This window comes from Streptomyces sp. NPDC003077, from assembly GCF_040611095.1.
Classification (GTDB): Bacteria; Actinomycetota; Actinomycetes; order Streptomycetales; family Streptomycetaceae; genus Streptomyces.
On sequence record NZ_JBEXNM010000056.1, the window covers coordinates 43,784 to 58,265 of the forward strand.

Annotated in this window: 11 protein-coding genes; 7 read left to right on the plus strand and 4 right to left on the minus strand. The window is 72.9% G+C overall.

Annotation, left to right across the window (positions count from 1 at the left end):
- Positions 1-157 precede the first annotated feature (157 nt).
- The 5 genes from ABZX96_RS28950 (at position 158) to ABZX96_RS28970 (ending at position 7,072) form a co-directional block, all read left to right on the plus strand.
- The gene (locus tag ABZX96_RS28950; RefSeq protein ID WP_355550059.1) at positions 158-2,305 is read left to right on the plus strand and encodes a 1-deoxy-D-xylulose-5-phosphate synthase; all 2,148 of its coding nucleotides are present in this window, start codon (positions 158-160) and stop codon (positions 2,303-2,305) included.
- On the plus strand, positions 2,296-3,543 hold the full coding sequence (gene ispG / locus ABZX96_RS28955) for a flavodoxin-dependent (E)-4-hydroxy-3-methylbut-2-enyl-diphosphate synthase (protein ID WP_355550061.1): 1,248 nt from the start codon (positions 2,296-2,298) through the stop codon (positions 3,541-3,543). Before ABZX96_RS28950 ends, ispG begins: the two co-directional genes overlap by 10 nt.
- A complete protein-coding gene (locus ABZX96_RS28960) occupies positions 3,540-4,613 on the plus strand; it encodes a polyprenyl synthetase family protein (RefSeq protein WP_355550063.1) in 1,074 nt (357 codons plus the stop codon). Before ispG ends, ABZX96_RS28960 begins: the two co-directional genes overlap by 4 nt.
- On the plus strand, positions 4,610-5,572 hold the full coding sequence (locus ABZX96_RS28965; protein ID WP_355550065.1) for a 4-hydroxy-3-methylbut-2-enyl diphosphate reductase: 963 nt from the start codon (positions 4,610-4,612) through the stop codon (positions 5,570-5,572). Before ABZX96_RS28960 ends, ABZX96_RS28965 begins: the two co-directional genes overlap by 4 nt.
- A 342-nt stretch (positions 5,573-5,914) precedes the next feature.
- Positions 5,915-7,072, plus strand: a complete 1,158-nt coding sequence (locus tag ABZX96_RS28970) for a glutamate dehydrogenase (protein ID WP_355550067.1) — start codon at positions 5,915-5,917, stop codon at positions 7,070-7,072.
- Positions 7,073-7,135: 63 nt separating this feature from the next.
- Here ABZX96_RS28970 and ABZX96_RS28975 read toward each other — a convergent pair whose 3' ends face one another.
- The 3 genes from ABZX96_RS28975 to ABZX96_RS28985 form a co-directional block, all read right to left on the minus strand.
- Positions 7,136-8,782 carry a TlrC/CarA/OleB/SrmB family ABC-F type ribosomal protection protein gene (locus ABZX96_RS28975; protein ID WP_355550069.1) on the minus strand — a complete coding sequence of 549 codons (1,647 nt, stop codon included), beginning with the start codon at positions 8,780-8,782 and terminating at the stop codon, positions 7,136-7,138.
- 465 nt (positions 8,783-9,247) lie between these two features.
- Positions 9,248-10,021 (minus strand): excalibur calcium-binding domain-containing protein, encoded by a 774-nt coding sequence (locus ABZX96_RS28980; protein ID WP_355550071.1) that lies wholly within the window; start codon positions 10,019-10,021, stop codon positions 9,248-9,250.
- Between the two features lie 609 nt (positions 10,022-10,630).
- The gene (locus ABZX96_RS28985) at positions 10,631-12,160 is read right to left on the minus strand and encodes a UDP-N-acetylglucosamine 1-carboxyvinyltransferase (protein ID WP_355550073.1); all 1,530 of its coding nucleotides are present in this window, start codon (positions 12,158-12,160) and stop codon (positions 10,631-10,633) included.
- 114 nt (positions 12,161-12,274) lie between these two features.
- Between ABZX96_RS28985 and ABZX96_RS28990 the strand changes: the two genes are divergently transcribed.
- Positions 12,275-13,288: a DUF1648 domain-containing protein gene (locus ABZX96_RS28990; protein WP_355550075.1), complete on the plus strand. Its 1,014-nt coding sequence runs from the start codon at positions 12,275-12,277 to the stop codon at positions 13,286-13,288.
- Position 13,289: 1 nt separating this feature from the next.
- Complete coding sequence (locus tag ABZX96_RS28995; protein ID WP_355550077.1) at positions 13,290-13,649, plus strand: GntR family transcriptional regulator; 360 nt, start codon at positions 13,290-13,292, stop codon at positions 13,647-13,649.
- A 194-nt stretch (positions 13,650-13,843) separates the two neighbouring features.
- On the opposite strand, the gene ABZX96_RS29000 is transcribed toward ABZX96_RS28995, so the two are convergent.
- A partial coding sequence (locus ABZX96_RS29000; protein ID WP_355550079.1) for a LysR substrate-binding domain-containing protein occupies positions 13,844-14,482 on the minus strand: 639 nt, incomplete at its 5' end.

The window sequence follows — 14,482 nt, forward strand, 5'->3', positions numbered from 1 at the left end:
CGGCGTTCAACGCATTCAACACACCGGGCTTCACCGCCCCTTCCGAACCGTCCGGACGAGTCGCTTCACTGAAATCACCGCTCCTCACGCGAACCACCGCGGCGAACCACCGCCGGGGACCGGCGCGATCTCCTTTGCCGAGGAAAGTCACAGGTACATGAACCTCACTCCTCCCCTTCCCGACATCTCCCATCCGGACCGGCTGCGGGACTTCGACGGGCCCGAACTCGCGCGGCTGGCCGAGCGCATCCGCGCGTTCCTCGTCGATACGGTCACCGCTTCGGGCGGGCACCTCGGCCCGAACCTCGGAGTGGTGGAGCTGACTATCGCCCTGCACCGGGTCTTCGACTCGCCGCGGGACACCCTGTTGTTCGACATCGGGCACCAGGCGTACGTGCACAAGGTGCTGACCGGTCGCGCGAAGTCCTTCGAGGGCCTGCGCCGGGGCGGTGGGCTCTCGGGCTACCCCAGCCGCACCGAGTCCGACCACGACCACATCGAGAACTCGCATGCCTCCACCGCCCTGTCCTACGCCGACGGGATCGCCAAGGCGCGGGCGCTGCGCGGCGAGGCGGACCGCCGGGTGGTCGCCGTCGTGGGCGACGGCGGACTTACCGGCGGCGCGGCGTTCGAGGCGCTCAACAACATCGGCGGCGCCCCGGACCGCCCGGTCGTGGTCGTCCTGAACGACAACGGCCGTTCCTATGCCCCCACCGTCGGCGCCCTGGCCGACCACCTGCGCGGGCTGCGGCATGCCCACGGGGCCGCCGACGGTGGGACCAAGAACGCCACGGACGCCAAAACCGCCATCGGTGACACCGAAGCCGTCATCAACGGCACCGAAGCCGCCATCGACACCAAAACCGCCATCGGCGACACCGAAACGGCCAGCGACGACGCTAAGAACGCCACCGACGCCAAAACTGCCACCGACAGCACCGAAACCGCCACCGACGGCACCAGGAACGCCACCGGTATCAAGAACGCCACCGACACCAAAGACACCGAAACCGCCACCTCCTCGAAGGCCGCCACCCCTCCCCGCGCACAAGGCACGCCACCCCCACCCACCCAGGACCACGCCCCACCGCCCCCCTCCCCCCGCCCCCTCTTCGAAACCCTCGGCTTCCACTACCTCGGCCCCGTGGACGGCCACGACCTCCCGGCGATGGAAGCCGCGCTGCGCCGCGCCCGAGAAGTGGGCCGCCCCGTCCTCGTCCACGTCGTCACCGTCAAGGGCAAGGGCTACCCGCCCGCGGAGGCCGACGAGGAGGACCGCCTGCACACCGTCGGCGTGGTCGACCCGGCGACCGCGCGTTCCCGCAAGCCGGCCGCGCAGACCTGGACCGAGGTCTTCGGCGCGGAGCTGCGCGCGCTGGCCGCCGCGCGCGCGGACGTGGTGGCGGTCACCGCGGCGATGCCGGGTCCCACCGGCGTCGCCGAACTGGCCGCCGCGAGCCCGCACCGGGTCTTCGACGTGGGGATCGCCGAGCAGCACGCGGTGGCCTCCGCCGCCGGGCTGGCCATGGGCGGCTGCCACCCGGTCGTCGCGCTGTACGCCACCTTCCTCAACCGGGCCTACGACCAGGTGCTGATGGACGTGGCGCTGCACCGGCTGCCGGTCACCTTCGTGCTGGACCGCGCCGGGATCACCGGCCCGGACGGCCCCAGCCACCACGGCCTGTGGGACCTGTCCCTGCTCTCCACGGTCCCCGGGCTGCGCGTCGCCGTGCCGCGCGACGCGCCTTCGCTGCGGGCCCTGCTGCGCGAGGCGGTGGAGGACGAGAACGGGCCCACCGCCCTGCGCTTCCCCAAGGCCGCGGCGGGCACCCGGATCCCGGCCGCGCGGCGCGAGGGCGGGCTCGACGTGCTGACCCCGCCCGGAGGCCGCGAGGTGCTGCTGGTGTCCGTGGGGCCGTTGGCCGCCGGGTGCGTGTCCGCCGCCGCCGACCTGACCGCGCGCGGCATCGGGGCCACCGTCGTCGATCCGCGGTGGGTGTTCCCGGTGCCCGCGGCGCTCGTCCAACGGGCCGCCGCCCACCGGCTGGTGGTCACCGTGGAGGACAACTCGCGGGCCGGCGGCGTGGGCGCGGCCGTCAGCCAGGCATGCCGGGACGCCGGGATCCGCACGCCCGTGATCAACCTGGGCCTGCCGCGCGCCTTCCTCACGCACGGCACCCGCGAGGACCTGCTCCGGCACGCCGGGCTGGACGCGTCCGGCATCGTCCGCACCGTCCTGCGGTTCCGTGCCGGCCGCGTCCCGTCTCCCGTCCCGAGCCCCGTGAGGAGCGCGTCATGCCCGTAGACCTCGGTCTGCCCCGCGGCCCCGGCACCCCGTCGGGCCGCTCCGCCCCCGCGCCGGCCCGCCGCTCCAGCCGGCCGCTGCGGGTCGGCTCCGTCCCCGTCGGCGGCGGCGCACCCGTGTCGGTGCAGTCGATGACCACCACCGTCACCGCCGACGTCAACGCCACGCTCCGGCAGATCGCCGAACTCACCACGGCCGGTTGCCAGATCGTCCGGGTGGCCGTGCCGTCCCAGGACGACGCGGACGCGCTGCCCGCCATCGCCGCCAAGTCCCGCGTCCCCGTCGTCGCGGACGTCCACTTCCAGCCACGGTACGTATTTGCCGCCATCGACGCGGGCTGCGCGGCCGTCCGCGTCAACCCCGGCAACATCAAACGGTTCGACGACCAGGTGGGCGCCATCGCCCGTGCCGCCGAGAGCGCGGGGACGCCCATCCGGATCGGGGTCAACGCCGGGTCGCTGGACCGGCGGCTGCTCGCCAAACACGGCAGCGCCACGCCCGAGGCGCTGGTGGAGTCCGCGCTGTGGGAGTGCTCGCTCTTCGAGGAGCACGGCTTCCGAAAGCTGAAGATCTCCGTCAAGCACCACGATCCGCGCACGGTGATCGCCGCCTACCGGATGCTGGCCCGCGCCTGCGACTATCCCCTGCATCTGGGCGTCACCGAGGCCGGGCCGCCCCTCCAGGGCACCGTCAAGTCCGCGGTGGCGTTCGGGGTGCTGCTCGCCGAGGGGATCGGCGACACCATCCGGGTCTCGCTGTCCGCGCCCCCGGTGGAGGAAGTGAAGGCCGGTCGGCAGATCCTCCAGGCGCTCGGGCTGCGCCCCCGCCACCTGGAGGTCGTCTCCTGCCCGTCCTGCGGCCGGGCCCAGGTGGACGTCCACCGGCTCACCGAGCAGGTCACCGCCGCGTTCGAGGGCTTCCCGCACCCGCTGCGGGTGGCCGTGATGGGCTGCGTGGTCAACGGACCGGGCGAGGCGCGCGAGGCGGACCTCGGGGTGGCGGCCGGCAACGGGAAGGGCCAGATCTTCGTCCGGGGCGAGGTCGTCGCGACCGTCCCCGAGGCCCGCATCGTCCCGACCCTGGTGGCGGAGGCCCTGCGGCTGGGGGAGGAGTGGCGGACGGAGGGCGACGCGGGCACGGAGGGGGGCGCGGGCACGGAGGAGGACGCCCCCAAGGGCGGGGCCGCGAGCACAGAGGGAGACGCCCGCGTGGCGCGGAACCGGGCGGCGGCCTCATGACCGCCTCCACCGCCCGGAAGCCCGACCTGGACGGCGTACCGGACGCCGTGGACGCCGTCATCGGCCGTTTCCTGGACGCCAAGACGCACGCCGGTACCAACCCGCAACTGCCCCGCCTCGTCCACTTTCTGCGCGACTTCCTCACCGGCGGCGGGAAGCGGCTGCGCCCCGTCCTGTGCTGCTGCGGCTGGCGGGCCGCCGGCGGCGGCGACCTGGCGCCGGTGCTCTCCGCCGCGGCGTCGCTGGAGCTGTTCCACACCTTCGCCCTCATCCACGACGACGTGATGGACCGCAGCGACACCCGCCGCGGCCGGCCCACCGTGCACCGGGCCCTGGCGGCGCGGGCGGGCGGGCGGCAGCATCTGCCAGACGCCGAACGGTTCGGGGCCAACGGCGCCATCCTCCTCGGCGATCTCGCCATGGTCTGGTCCGACGAGCTCCTGCACAACGGCGGCCTGCCCCCCGAACGCCTCGCCGCCGCCCGCCCCGTTCTGGACGCGATGCGCAGCGAGGTCATGTACGGCCAGTACCTGGACCTGCTCACCAGCACCGATCTGGACAGCGGGCTGGATACCTCGCTGACCGTCATCCGCTACAAAACAGCCAAGTACACCGTCGAACGTCCCCTTCAGATCGGTGCCGCGCTGGCCGGTGGCGGCCCGTCCGTGCTGCGGGCGTGCAGCGCGTACGGACTGCCACTGGGCGAGGCGTTCCAGCTCCGGGACGACGTCCTGGGCGTCTTCGGCGACCCGGCGGTGACCGGAAAGTCGCGCCTGGACGACCTCCGGGAGGGCAAACGCACCACCCTGCTGGCGGTGGCGCTCGAACTGGCCGAACCCGTCCAGGGCCGCACCCTGCGGTCACTGGTGGGCCGCGCCGACCTGGACGAGGACGGCGCCGCCGTCGTCCGCGGCATCTTCCGCTCCACCGGGGCGCTGCACACCGTCGAGCGCATGATCGACGAGCGCCGCCGCCGGGCCCTGCACGCCCTGCGCCGCTCGCCCTTCCCGGCGGAACTGCGGGCCCGGCTCGACGACCTGGCCACCGCCGCGACCGCGAGGCACTCATGACCACCCCCGTCCCCGCCACCACCGGCCACCGGCGGGTCCTGCTCGCCGCGCCGCGCGGGTACTGCGCCGGCGTGGACCGCGCCGTGCTCACGGTGGAGAAGGCCCTGGAGCTCTACGGCCCCCCGGTCTACGTCCGCAAGCAGATCGTGCACAACGCCTACGTCGTCCGCGTCCTGGAGGCGAAGGGCGCGGTCTTCGTCGAGGAGACCGGCGAGGTGCCCGAGGGCGCCGTGGTGGTCTTCTCCGCGCACGGCGTCGCCCCCGAGGTGCACGACGAGGCCGCCGCACGCGGGCTTACCGCGATCGACGCGACCTGCCCGCTGGTCACCAAGGTGCACAAGGAGGCCCGCCGGTTCGCCGATGAGGGGTACGACATCCTGCTCATCGGCCACGCGGGTCACGAGGAGGTCATCGGCACGATGGGCGAGGCTCCGGGGCGGGTGCATCTGGTGGACGGCCCGGAGGCGGTGCGCGACGTCCGGGTCCGGGACGAGCACAAGGTGGTGTGGCTCTCGCAGACCACGCTGTCCGTGGACGAGACCATGGAGACCGTCGAACGGCTCGCCGCCCGCTTCCCCGCCCTGATCAGCCCGCCCAGCGACGACATCTGCTATGCCACCCAGAACCGCCAGCTGGCCGTCACCCGCATCGCCCCCGACGCGCAACTCGTCCTGGTCGTCGGCTCGTCGAACTCGTCCAACTCACTGCGGCTGGTGGAGGTCGCCCTGCACGCCGGGGCCGGTGCCGCGCACCTGATCGACGGGCCGGAGGAGATCGACGAGGGGTGGCTGCGCGGCGTCACGACGGTCGGCGTCACCAGCGGTGCGTCCGTCCCCGATGCCCTGGTGGACGGGGTGCTGGCACGGCTCGCCGAGCACGGCTTCGGGGACGTGGAGATCGTCCGCTCGGTGACCGAACGCCAGCGGTTCGCCCTCCCGCGCGGCCTTGACGGGCCGTGAGGGGGCCATCGAGCCGGCCACGAGTCGATACGGCCACGCACGGATACAGCCACGAGTCGATACGGCCATGCGCGGATACAGCCACGCACGGATACGGCCATACCGCGACGGCCATACGTCGATACGGCCATACCGCGACGGCCAAACACCGATACGGCCACACCGCGACGGCCATGCGCCGATGCGGCCACACCGGGACGGCCACGTCCCGAAACCGCCACGCCCCGAAACCGCCACGCCCCGAAACCGCCACGTCCCGATGCGGCCACACCGCAACAGCACGCCACCCGACACTCGCACTCCGGATCACCCCGAAGCACCCCGCCCAAGGAGGAGTGACCCATGACCGCGACCCCGTCAACGCCTCCGTCGACGGCCCCGCCCGCGTCGGCCGCCGCTCCCGGCCCCACCCCCGAGCCCCCGTCCCCGGTCCCCGACATGCTGCCGTTCTTCTGCCCGATCGACTCCGCCTGCCACCCCCAGGTGGACGAGGTGGAGCGGCGGTCGCTGGACTGGATCGACCACATCGGCATGTGCGCCACCCCGGCGGAACGCGCCTGGGCCGCGGGCAGCAACAGCGCCGACTTCTACGCCCGGTTCGCGCCGACCGCCGACCTGGACCGCCTGTGGCCCACGGCCGCCTGGGTCTACTGGGGGTTCTCCTTCGACGACGGCCGCTGCGACGAGGGCGAGCTGAGCCGCAGCCCGGCCGGCTTCGCCCCCATGGCCGCACGCGTCCAGCGGGCGCTGGAGATCCCCGGCGCCCTGCACGGTGACGACCGGTTCGCGGTGTCGCTGCACGACCTCGGCGAACGGTTCCGCGCCCTGGCCACCCCGGTCCAGGTGCAGCGCTTCGTCAACCGGCACCGGGCGTGGCTGTGGGGCGTGCAGTGGCAGATCGGCGACCGTGCCCGGGACGCCTTCCCGGACCTGGACGGCTACCTGACCATGCGGCTGCACTCGGCCGGGGGAGAGCCCACGTACGCGATGCTGGAGATCGCCAACGGCGGTGAGGTGCCCGCCCGGGAGATGGACAGTCCCGCCGTCTGCGCGCTGACCGAGATGGCGATCTGTGTCGACGCGCTGGACAACGACCGGCACTCCTACGCCAAGGAGGCCAGCCGCCGGCAGGCCGAGCAGAACCTCTTCTCCGTCCTGATGCGGCAGTACGGCCTCACGGCGGAGGAGGCGGTGCGGCGCGGGGTGGCGCTGCGGGACCGGGTGCTGTGCCAGTTCCTGCGGCTGCGCGAACGGATCCTGCCACATGGCAGCCAAGAACTGCGCCGCTACCTGCTGGACCTGGGCCACGGCATCCGCGGCAACACCGAGTGGGCCCTCCGGGCACCCCGCTACCTCAGCCTCAACGGCGCCACCGCAGGTCCGGGCGAGGTCCCCCCGCCGTCCCCGGTCCCCTGGGCGGACCGGCCGTCGGACAGCCGCGACCAGCCGCCGCCGGCCGCGCCGTCCGTGGCGTGGTGGTGGGACGACCTCACCTTGTGACCTCACCCCTGAGACCTCGCCTTGTGAGGCCGCCGCTCCTTGACGCGGCCCCGGACACCGCCCTCACGCCCCCTCGAACGCCACCACCCGCCCCTCCCGCAGTTCCACGTGCGAGCCGGTGAACCGCGAGCGCATCCGGCGGTCGTGCGTCACCACGACCACCGCGCCCTGATAGCCGGTCAGCGCCTCCTCCAGCTCCTCCACCAGGGCGGGGGAGAGGTGGTTGGTGGGCTCGTCCAGCAGCAGGAGGTCGACCGGGTCGCTCACCAGGCGGGCGAGCTCGATCCGGCGGCGCTGCCCGTAGGACAGGTCCCCGACGCGTTGGCGCAGGTCGGCGGGGCGGAACAGGCCGAGGGCGAGCAGGGTGTGCAGGTGCTCGTCCGGATCCCCCGACCGGTCGTGGACGAACGCCCGCGCCACGGTCCATCCGGGCGGCCACGGCGACTCCTCCTGCCGCAGATGGCCGACCCGGCCGGCCACCCGGACCGCGCCGCCCTCGGGGACCAGTTCGCCGGCCAGGACGCGGAGCAGGGTGGTCTTGCCCGCCCCGTTGGGACCGGTGATCAGCAGCCGCTCCGCGCGCCGCACGCGCAGCGCGTCCACCCCGAGCCGGTCGCCGACCCTGATGCCGGTCAACTCGGCCACCGTGCCCTCCTTCTGCTCGCCGGTGACGGCGATACGGGCCGCGAAGGACAGCGGGTCGCGCAGCGGTGCGACCGGGTGCTCGGTCAGCCGTGCCACGCGTTCCTTGGCGTTGCGGATCCGGCTCATCGCGCCGTGCCCGCGCCCGCGCGCACGGAACTGCCCGGCGCCGAACACCGCGAGCGGCAGCTTCTGCGGGATGCCGTCCAGACGCGAGGCGTTGGTGGTGACCAGCTTCCGGTTGCGCTCCAGTTCGGCGCGCCACTCCTCGTACTCCCGCAGCCGCCGCTGCCGTTCGGCGGCCTTGGCGGCGAGGTAGCCGTCGTAGCCGTTGCCGTAGCGGGAGACGGTGCCGGCGTCGACCTCCAGGATGGTGGTGGTCAGGCGGTCCAGGAACACCCGGTCGTGGGTCACCGCGACGACGGTGCCGCGGTGGGCCCGCAGGCGCTCCTCCAGCCAGCCCACGGCCCGGTCGTCCAGGTCGTTGGTGGGCTCGTCCAGCAGCAGGAGTTCGGGCGAGGCGGCCAGTGTCGCGGCCAGCGCCAGCCGCGACCGCTCGCCCCCGGACAGGGTGCCCAGCGTCCGGCCGCGGTCCAGCCCCGGAAGCCCCAGCCCGTGCAACGCGATGTCCACCCGCGCGTCGGCCTCGTAACCGTCGCGCGCCTGATAGCGGTCGACGAGCACGGCGTAACGCTCCAGGACGGCGGCCGTCTCGGGTGCCGTACCGGGCAGCGCGGCCAACTCGGCCTCGGCCCGGCGCATTCCGTCCTCCAACTCGCGCAGATCGGCCAGGGCCAGATCCACGGCGTCCTGGACGGTGGCGGCGGGCGGCAGTTCCAGCGTCTGCGCCAGGTAGCCGATGCCGCCCGGGGCAACTACGGTCAGTTCCCCGTTGTCGGGCCGTTCGCGCCCGGCGATGAGCTTGAGCAGCGTGGACTTGCCGGAGCCGTTGTCTCCGATGACGCCGACCTTCTCGCCCGGCTTGACGGTGAAGCCGACGCGGTCGAGTACGAGGCGCTCGTGGTAGCGCTTGGTGATGTCGTGCAGGGTGAGTTGGGCATGGCGCATACGGGGTCCTCCTGTTCGCGGCCGAGGATGGGGGACGGGTCCGCGCACGCGACGGCCTTCCGGCAGGCAACCGTTCTTCCGGAAAGGGAACCGCTCGACAGGCACGCCGAATCGGCCGATCACCTCGGCACAGCGGCGTGTTTCCTGCGCTTCAGAAGTGCGCGGACAGGCGCGGAGGCGGAGCCGGGCTCGACGCCACCGCATCCTTGACGATCACAGAGTTCCCATGCGGCGCAGCTTAGGTGGTCAGGAAGCGGCGGACAAGAGCAATATGCGTGCACGAGGTGATCGCAGTGCTTCAAAGCCGTAAGCCACCCGCAAGACCGCAAGGACCGGAGGACCGGAGGACCGGAAGAGCAGAGCATGACCAAGCCCCCGCCGGATCCGGACCGTTCCGGGGCGGGGGCTGGTGATCAGGAGATCGACACGACGTGAAGGCGGTTCCTGCCTCCGGTGGCCGGGGCGCTACTCGCAGGCCACGCCGTCGCCGTCGCGGTCGAGGTGGCGGGCGTAGCCGGGGTCGCCGCGGTGCAGGGGAGTGACACCGGCGGCACGGGCCGCCGAGCAGTTCCGGTAGTAGGTGCTGCCACCGGAACCGGCGGACGAGCCGCTGGAGGAAGAACCGCCCGAGGACGACGAGCCACTGGAGGAGGACGAGTCGTCCGAGGACGAGGAGTCGCCGGAACCGTCCGAACCATCCGAACCGCCGGAGGCCGACGCGTCGTCGTCGGTGTCCTCGGCGACCGTGGGCTCGTGCGTGGGCTCCGGAGTGGGCTGGTGCAGCACCTCGTTGGGAGACCGGGGGCACGCGACACCCGGCTCGCTCAGATACACCACCGGGACCATGGAGGACACCGGCTCACCGGCGTCCGGCCGCTGGAAGCAGACGCGCCAGGTGCCGTAGTCGGCCGGCAGCTCGACGTCCTTGTAGGCGGCGTAGGCCCGGCCCAGGTTCTTGGTGACGAGCTGCTCGGCGTCCGCGTAGGTGCCACCGACGAAGCTGGGCATAGCGGGCGCCTCGGTCTTCGACGGCGACGGCGACGGCGAGGCGGTGGCGGTCCGCGAGGCGGAGGGCCGCGGCGCGGCCTTGGCGTCGTCCCCGGGGTTGTCCGGCGAACCGAAGAGGGAGATCACCAAGGTCCACAAGGCGCCGAGCACGGTGGCGACGATCTTCTTCTGCCGGTCCCAGGGCCCCAGCCAGGCGAGGACGATACCGACCGGCGGAAGGACGATCAGCATGATGACGATTAAGGCCGGCCGGCGCCACCACCGCGTGTCGGGTGAGGGAGGCACGGCGTAAGCGTTCGATGGGGTATGCACGGATCTCCTGAGAAATGTTGAGACGTGAATGATGTGGGGATAGCCAGGAGCGTACACAGAAACCCCACAGGCATCCCCCGTCACGACGCGACTTCCGTGCAGCCGCTGCAGCATGCGTTTCCTGCCGAAGCGTGGCAGTCGGTGCATGGCAGCCACTGGAGTGTGCGCATCCGGCCAAAGCATGGCGGTCGCTGCAGTGTGCGCATCCGGCCAAAGCGCGGCAATCGGTGAAGCGTGCGCATCCCGCCGAACCCCGGCAGTCGCTGCAGCGTGCGCATCCGGCCAAAGCGTGGCGGTCACTGAGGCGTGCGCATCCTGCCAAAGCGTGGCAGTCGCCACAGCGTGCGCATCCCGCCAAAACCCGGCAGCCACTGAGCGCACGCATCCCGCCAAACCCCGGACGTGGCAGAAAGAGACCCCCTCACCTCCAGGAAGGGTGAGGGGGCCTCAGGCCGGACTGATGGGCTGCCGAGCTGCCGGCGTGCGCCTATTGCCACAACAGGGCACGACCCGCCGACGACAAGGACACTAGATATCCCGGAAGATCTCGATCTGCGCCCCCACCGAGTTGAGGCGCTCCGCCAGGTCCTCGTACCCCCGGTTGATGATGTAGACGTTGCGCAGGACGGACGTCCCCTCGGCGGCCATCATCGCCAGCAGGACGACCACGGCCGGGCGCAGCGCCGGCGGGCACATCATCTCGGCCGCGCGCCAGCGGGTGGGGCCGTCGACCAGGACCCGGTGCGGGTCGAGCAGCTTGACCTGGGCGCCGAGGCGGGTCAGGTCGGTGAGGTAGATGGCGCGGTTGTCGTAGACCCAGTCGTGGATGAGGGTCTGGCCCTGGGCGCTGGCCGCGATCGCGGCGAAGAAGGGCACGTTGTCGATGTTGAGCCCGGGGAACGGCATCGGGTGGATCTTGTCCAGCGGCGCCTGGAGCTTGGAGGGCCGCACCGTCAGGTCCAGCAGCCGGGTCCGGCCGTTGTCGGCGCGGTACTCCTCGCTGCGCTCGTGATCCAGCCCCATCTCCTCCAGGACGGCGAGTTCGATCTCCAGGAACTCGATCGGCACCCTCCGGATGGTCAGCTCCGATTCGGTGACCACCGCCGCCGCCAGCAGGCTCATCGCCTCGACCGGGTCCTCGGACGGCGCGTAGTCCACGTCCCGGTCGATGTGCGCCACGCCGTGCACGGTGAGCGTGGTGGTGCCCACGCCCTCGACCCTGACACCCAGCGCCTCCAGGAAGAAGCACAGGTCCTGGACCATGTAGTTGGACGAGGCGTTGCGGATGACCGTGACGCCCTCATGGCGGGCTGCGGCCAGCAGGGCGTTCTCGGTGACGGTGTCGCCCCGCTCGGTCAGCACGATCGCGCGTCCGGGGGTGACCGAGCGGTCCACCTCGGCGTGGTACATCCCCTCCGTGGCCGCTATCTCCAGGCCGAAGTGGCGCAGCGCCGTCATGTGGGGTGTGATCGTGCGGGTCCCCAGGTCGCAGCCGCCCGCGTACGGGATCTTGAACCGGTCCATGCGGTGCAGCAGCGGCCCGAGGAACATGATCACGCTTCGGGTGCGCCGGGCCGCCTGGGTGTCCATGGCGTCGAGGTCCAGCTCGGCCGGCGGCACGATCTCCAGGTCGTTGCCGTCGTTGATCCAGCGCGTGCGCACGCCGATGCTGCCGAGGACCTCCAGGATGCGGTTGACCTCCTCGATCCGGGCGACCCGGCGCAGGGTGGTCCGTCCGGCGTTCAGCAGCGTCGCGCACAAAAGGGCGACGCAGGCGTTCTTACTGGTCTTGACGTCGATGCCGCCGGAGAGCCGACGTCCGCCGACCACACGCAGATGCATGGGTCCTGCGTACCCAAGGGAGACGATTTCACTGTCCAGTGCCTCACCGATACGCGCGATCATCTCAAGGCTGATGTTCTGGTTGCCGCGCTCGATGCGGTTGACCGCGCTCTGGCTGGTGCCGAGTGCCTCCGCGAGCTGCGCCTGAGTCCAGCCTCGATGCTGGCGGGCATCACGGATGAGCCTGCCGATGCGTACGAGATAGTCGTCTGCCATGGAGCAGACGTTATCTCATATATGAGATCCATGCTAAAAGCCCGCTTGTTCTACTAGTATGCGAACAAGTACGAACAAGCTTTTGGGTGACGACGTACCGCCGGAGGTAGTGCCGTGCAAAGCCAGTCGATTTCCCCGCGCGTCCCCGTGCCGCCGCCCGGCGGCCCGGCGCGCGCCGGGCTCACCGTCCTGCCGTTCGTCCTGGCCGCCGCCTCGCTCGGCGCCCTCTACGCCGCCGTGCGCGACCGGCTCCCCGACCGGATGGCCACCCACTTCGAGATGTCGGGCACGGCGGACGACTTCGTCTCGACGTCCGGCTTCGTCGGGGTGGCCGTCGGAATGATCATGATCTTCGGCGTGGTCTTCGGCGGGCTGACCGTGGCCGGCGCCCGGGCCGGCCGCCCCCGCACGGTGGTGACCTTCGGATACGGCCTGGCGGGCCTGCTCGGTTACCTCATGGGCGCCGTCCTGCTCTCCAACGCCGACGTCGCCGACCCGGCCACCGTCCACATGCCGGTGTGGCAGATCGGCCCCGGCCTCGGCGCCGGCCTGATCGCGGCCGCCGCGGGCTGGGCCCTGGCCGGCCGGGACCCGTCCGCGCCGCCCGCGCCGGACTCGGGAACCGCGCCCCGGCTGCCGCTCGGCCCCGGCGAGGCGGCCGGGTGGTCGCGGACGATGACCTCCCGGGCGCTGGTGGTCGTGGCCGCGCTGGAAGCGGCGGGCGCCCTGGCCCTGGGACTGGCCGGACTCTGGACCGGCGCGGCATGCCTGCTCACCGGTACCGCCCTGATCGGGGCCTTCACGAGTGTCCGGGTGACCGTCGACCGCCACGGCCTGACCGTCTCCTCGTCCCTGGTCCCCCGCCCCCGCCGGCGCATACCGCTCGCCCGCGTGGCGGAGGCCGGCAGCCGCCCCGTCAGCGCGCGCGCCGACTTCGGCGGCTGGGGCTACCGCGTCCGCGAAGGGAAGAGCGGCGTCATCCTGCGCTCCGGCGAGTCGCTGGCGCTGCGGCTGACCGACGGCCGGGAGTTCGTGGTGACGGTCGACGACGCCGCGATCGCCGCCGCGCTGCTCAACACCCTCGCCGACCGCGCCCGTACCGCCCCGGAACAGGGCCCGGGGGCCTGACGTGCTCTTCCGTGTCGATCCCGGCTCCTCCGTCCCGCTCGGGGAGCAGATCGCGGCCTCGGCCCGCCGCGCCATCGCGCAGGGCACGGTCCGCCCGGGCGAGCGGCTGCCGGCCGCCCGCGCCCTCGCGGAGTCGCTGGGCGTCAACGTCCACACGGTGCTGCGCGGCTACCAGCGCCTCAAGGACGAGGGCCTGATCGAACTCCGCCGGGGCCGCGGCGCCGTCGTGGCCGCCGCCGCCTCCCCGGCCCACGTCCGCCTCAGCGCCACCGCGCACCACCTGATCACGGAGGCCCGGTCCCTCGGACTGACGGACGAGGAGATCGTGACGCTGGTGCGGAGCGGACTGGGGACGGCATGAGGGCGGCTGCCGGGCGCGATGGCGTACGGGGGGTGAGGCATCGCGTACGAGGACGGGGCGACGCATCGGGGCGTACGGGCCCGGAGCCCGGCCGGAGCCGGGACGGTCCGCTCCGGCCACCCCCGGTCTCCGGCCGCTCACCCGCCTCACACGGCCCGGCCGACCCCTGCGTCCCCCCGCGACCCGGTGGCCGCTCATCCACCGCCCACCAGCCCCTCCAACCCGTAAGCGGCCGGATCGAGCGAGGCCGGACGCAACAGCTCCACGCGGTGACACAGCCGGGGCACCGCCAACGGCACCGCCACGATCCCCGGCGCGACGGCCGGGGCGACGGCCGGGGCGACGACCGGGGCCGTGGCCGGGATGTCGTCTCCGCCGTTCCACCGCCCCTCCCCTCCCGGCAGGCCGCCCGTCACCGAACCCGGCAGGCCGCCCGTCACGGACCGGGGCAGCAGGACGAGCCCATGCCCCGCCGCGACCAGCGTCAGCAGCGTGCCGACATCCGCGCCGTCGTACCGGAGGGCCCGCCGGAAGGCGTCCTGGCGACCGGTCACGGTGCGCAGGTCGGCGAGGGGAACGGCGGCGTCGGGGGCGTCCAGCCAGCGGGCGTCGGCCAAGTCCGCCAGCCGCAGGCCGCGGCGCCGGGCCAGCGGGTGGCCGACCGGCAGCACCACGTCCAGCGGCTCCTCCGCGATGCCCACGGTCAGCAGCGGCGCCACGTCGGGCAGCCGCAGCGGATCGCTGGGCGCGGCGGGCCCGGCGACCAGACCGAGATCGACCTCGCCGGTCGCCACCGCGCCCGGCACCCGCGCGCGGGGCGGCCACCGGGCCGG

Bases quoted from the DNA above. Each gene is read 5' to 3' on its own strand.
- ABZX96_RS28975 (WP_355550069.1), bottom strand. From the start codon at position 8,782: ATGCGCCATGCCCAACTCACCCTGCACGACATCACCAAGCGCTACCAC.
- ABZX96_RS28985 (WP_355550073.1), bottom strand. From the start codon at position 12,160: ATGGCAGACGACTATCTCGTACGCATCGGCAGGCTCATCCGTGATGCC.
- ABZX96_RS28950 (WP_355550059.1), top strand. From the start codon at position 158: ATGAACCTCACTCCTCCCCTTCCCGACATCTCCCATCCGGACCGGCTG.
- ABZX96_RS28960 (WP_355550063.1), top strand. From the start codon at position 3,540: ATGACCGCCTCCACCGCCCGGAAGCCCGACCTGGACGGCGTACCGGAC.
- ABZX96_RS28970 (WP_355550067.1), top strand. From the start codon at position 5,915: ATGACCGCGACCCCGTCAACGCCTCCGTCGACGGCCCCGCCCGCGTCG.
- ABZX96_RS28965 (WP_355550065.1), top strand. From the start codon at position 4,610: ATGACCACCCCCGTCCCCGCCACCACCGGCCACCGGCGGGTCCTGCTC.
- ispG (WP_355550061.1), top strand. From the start codon at position 2,296: ATGCCCGTAGACCTCGGTCTGCCCCGCGGCCCCGGCACCCCGTCGGGC.
- ABZX96_RS28980 (WP_355550071.1), bottom strand. From the start codon at position 10,021: ATGCTGATCGTCCTTCCGCCGGTCGGTATCGTCCTCGCCTGGCTGGGG.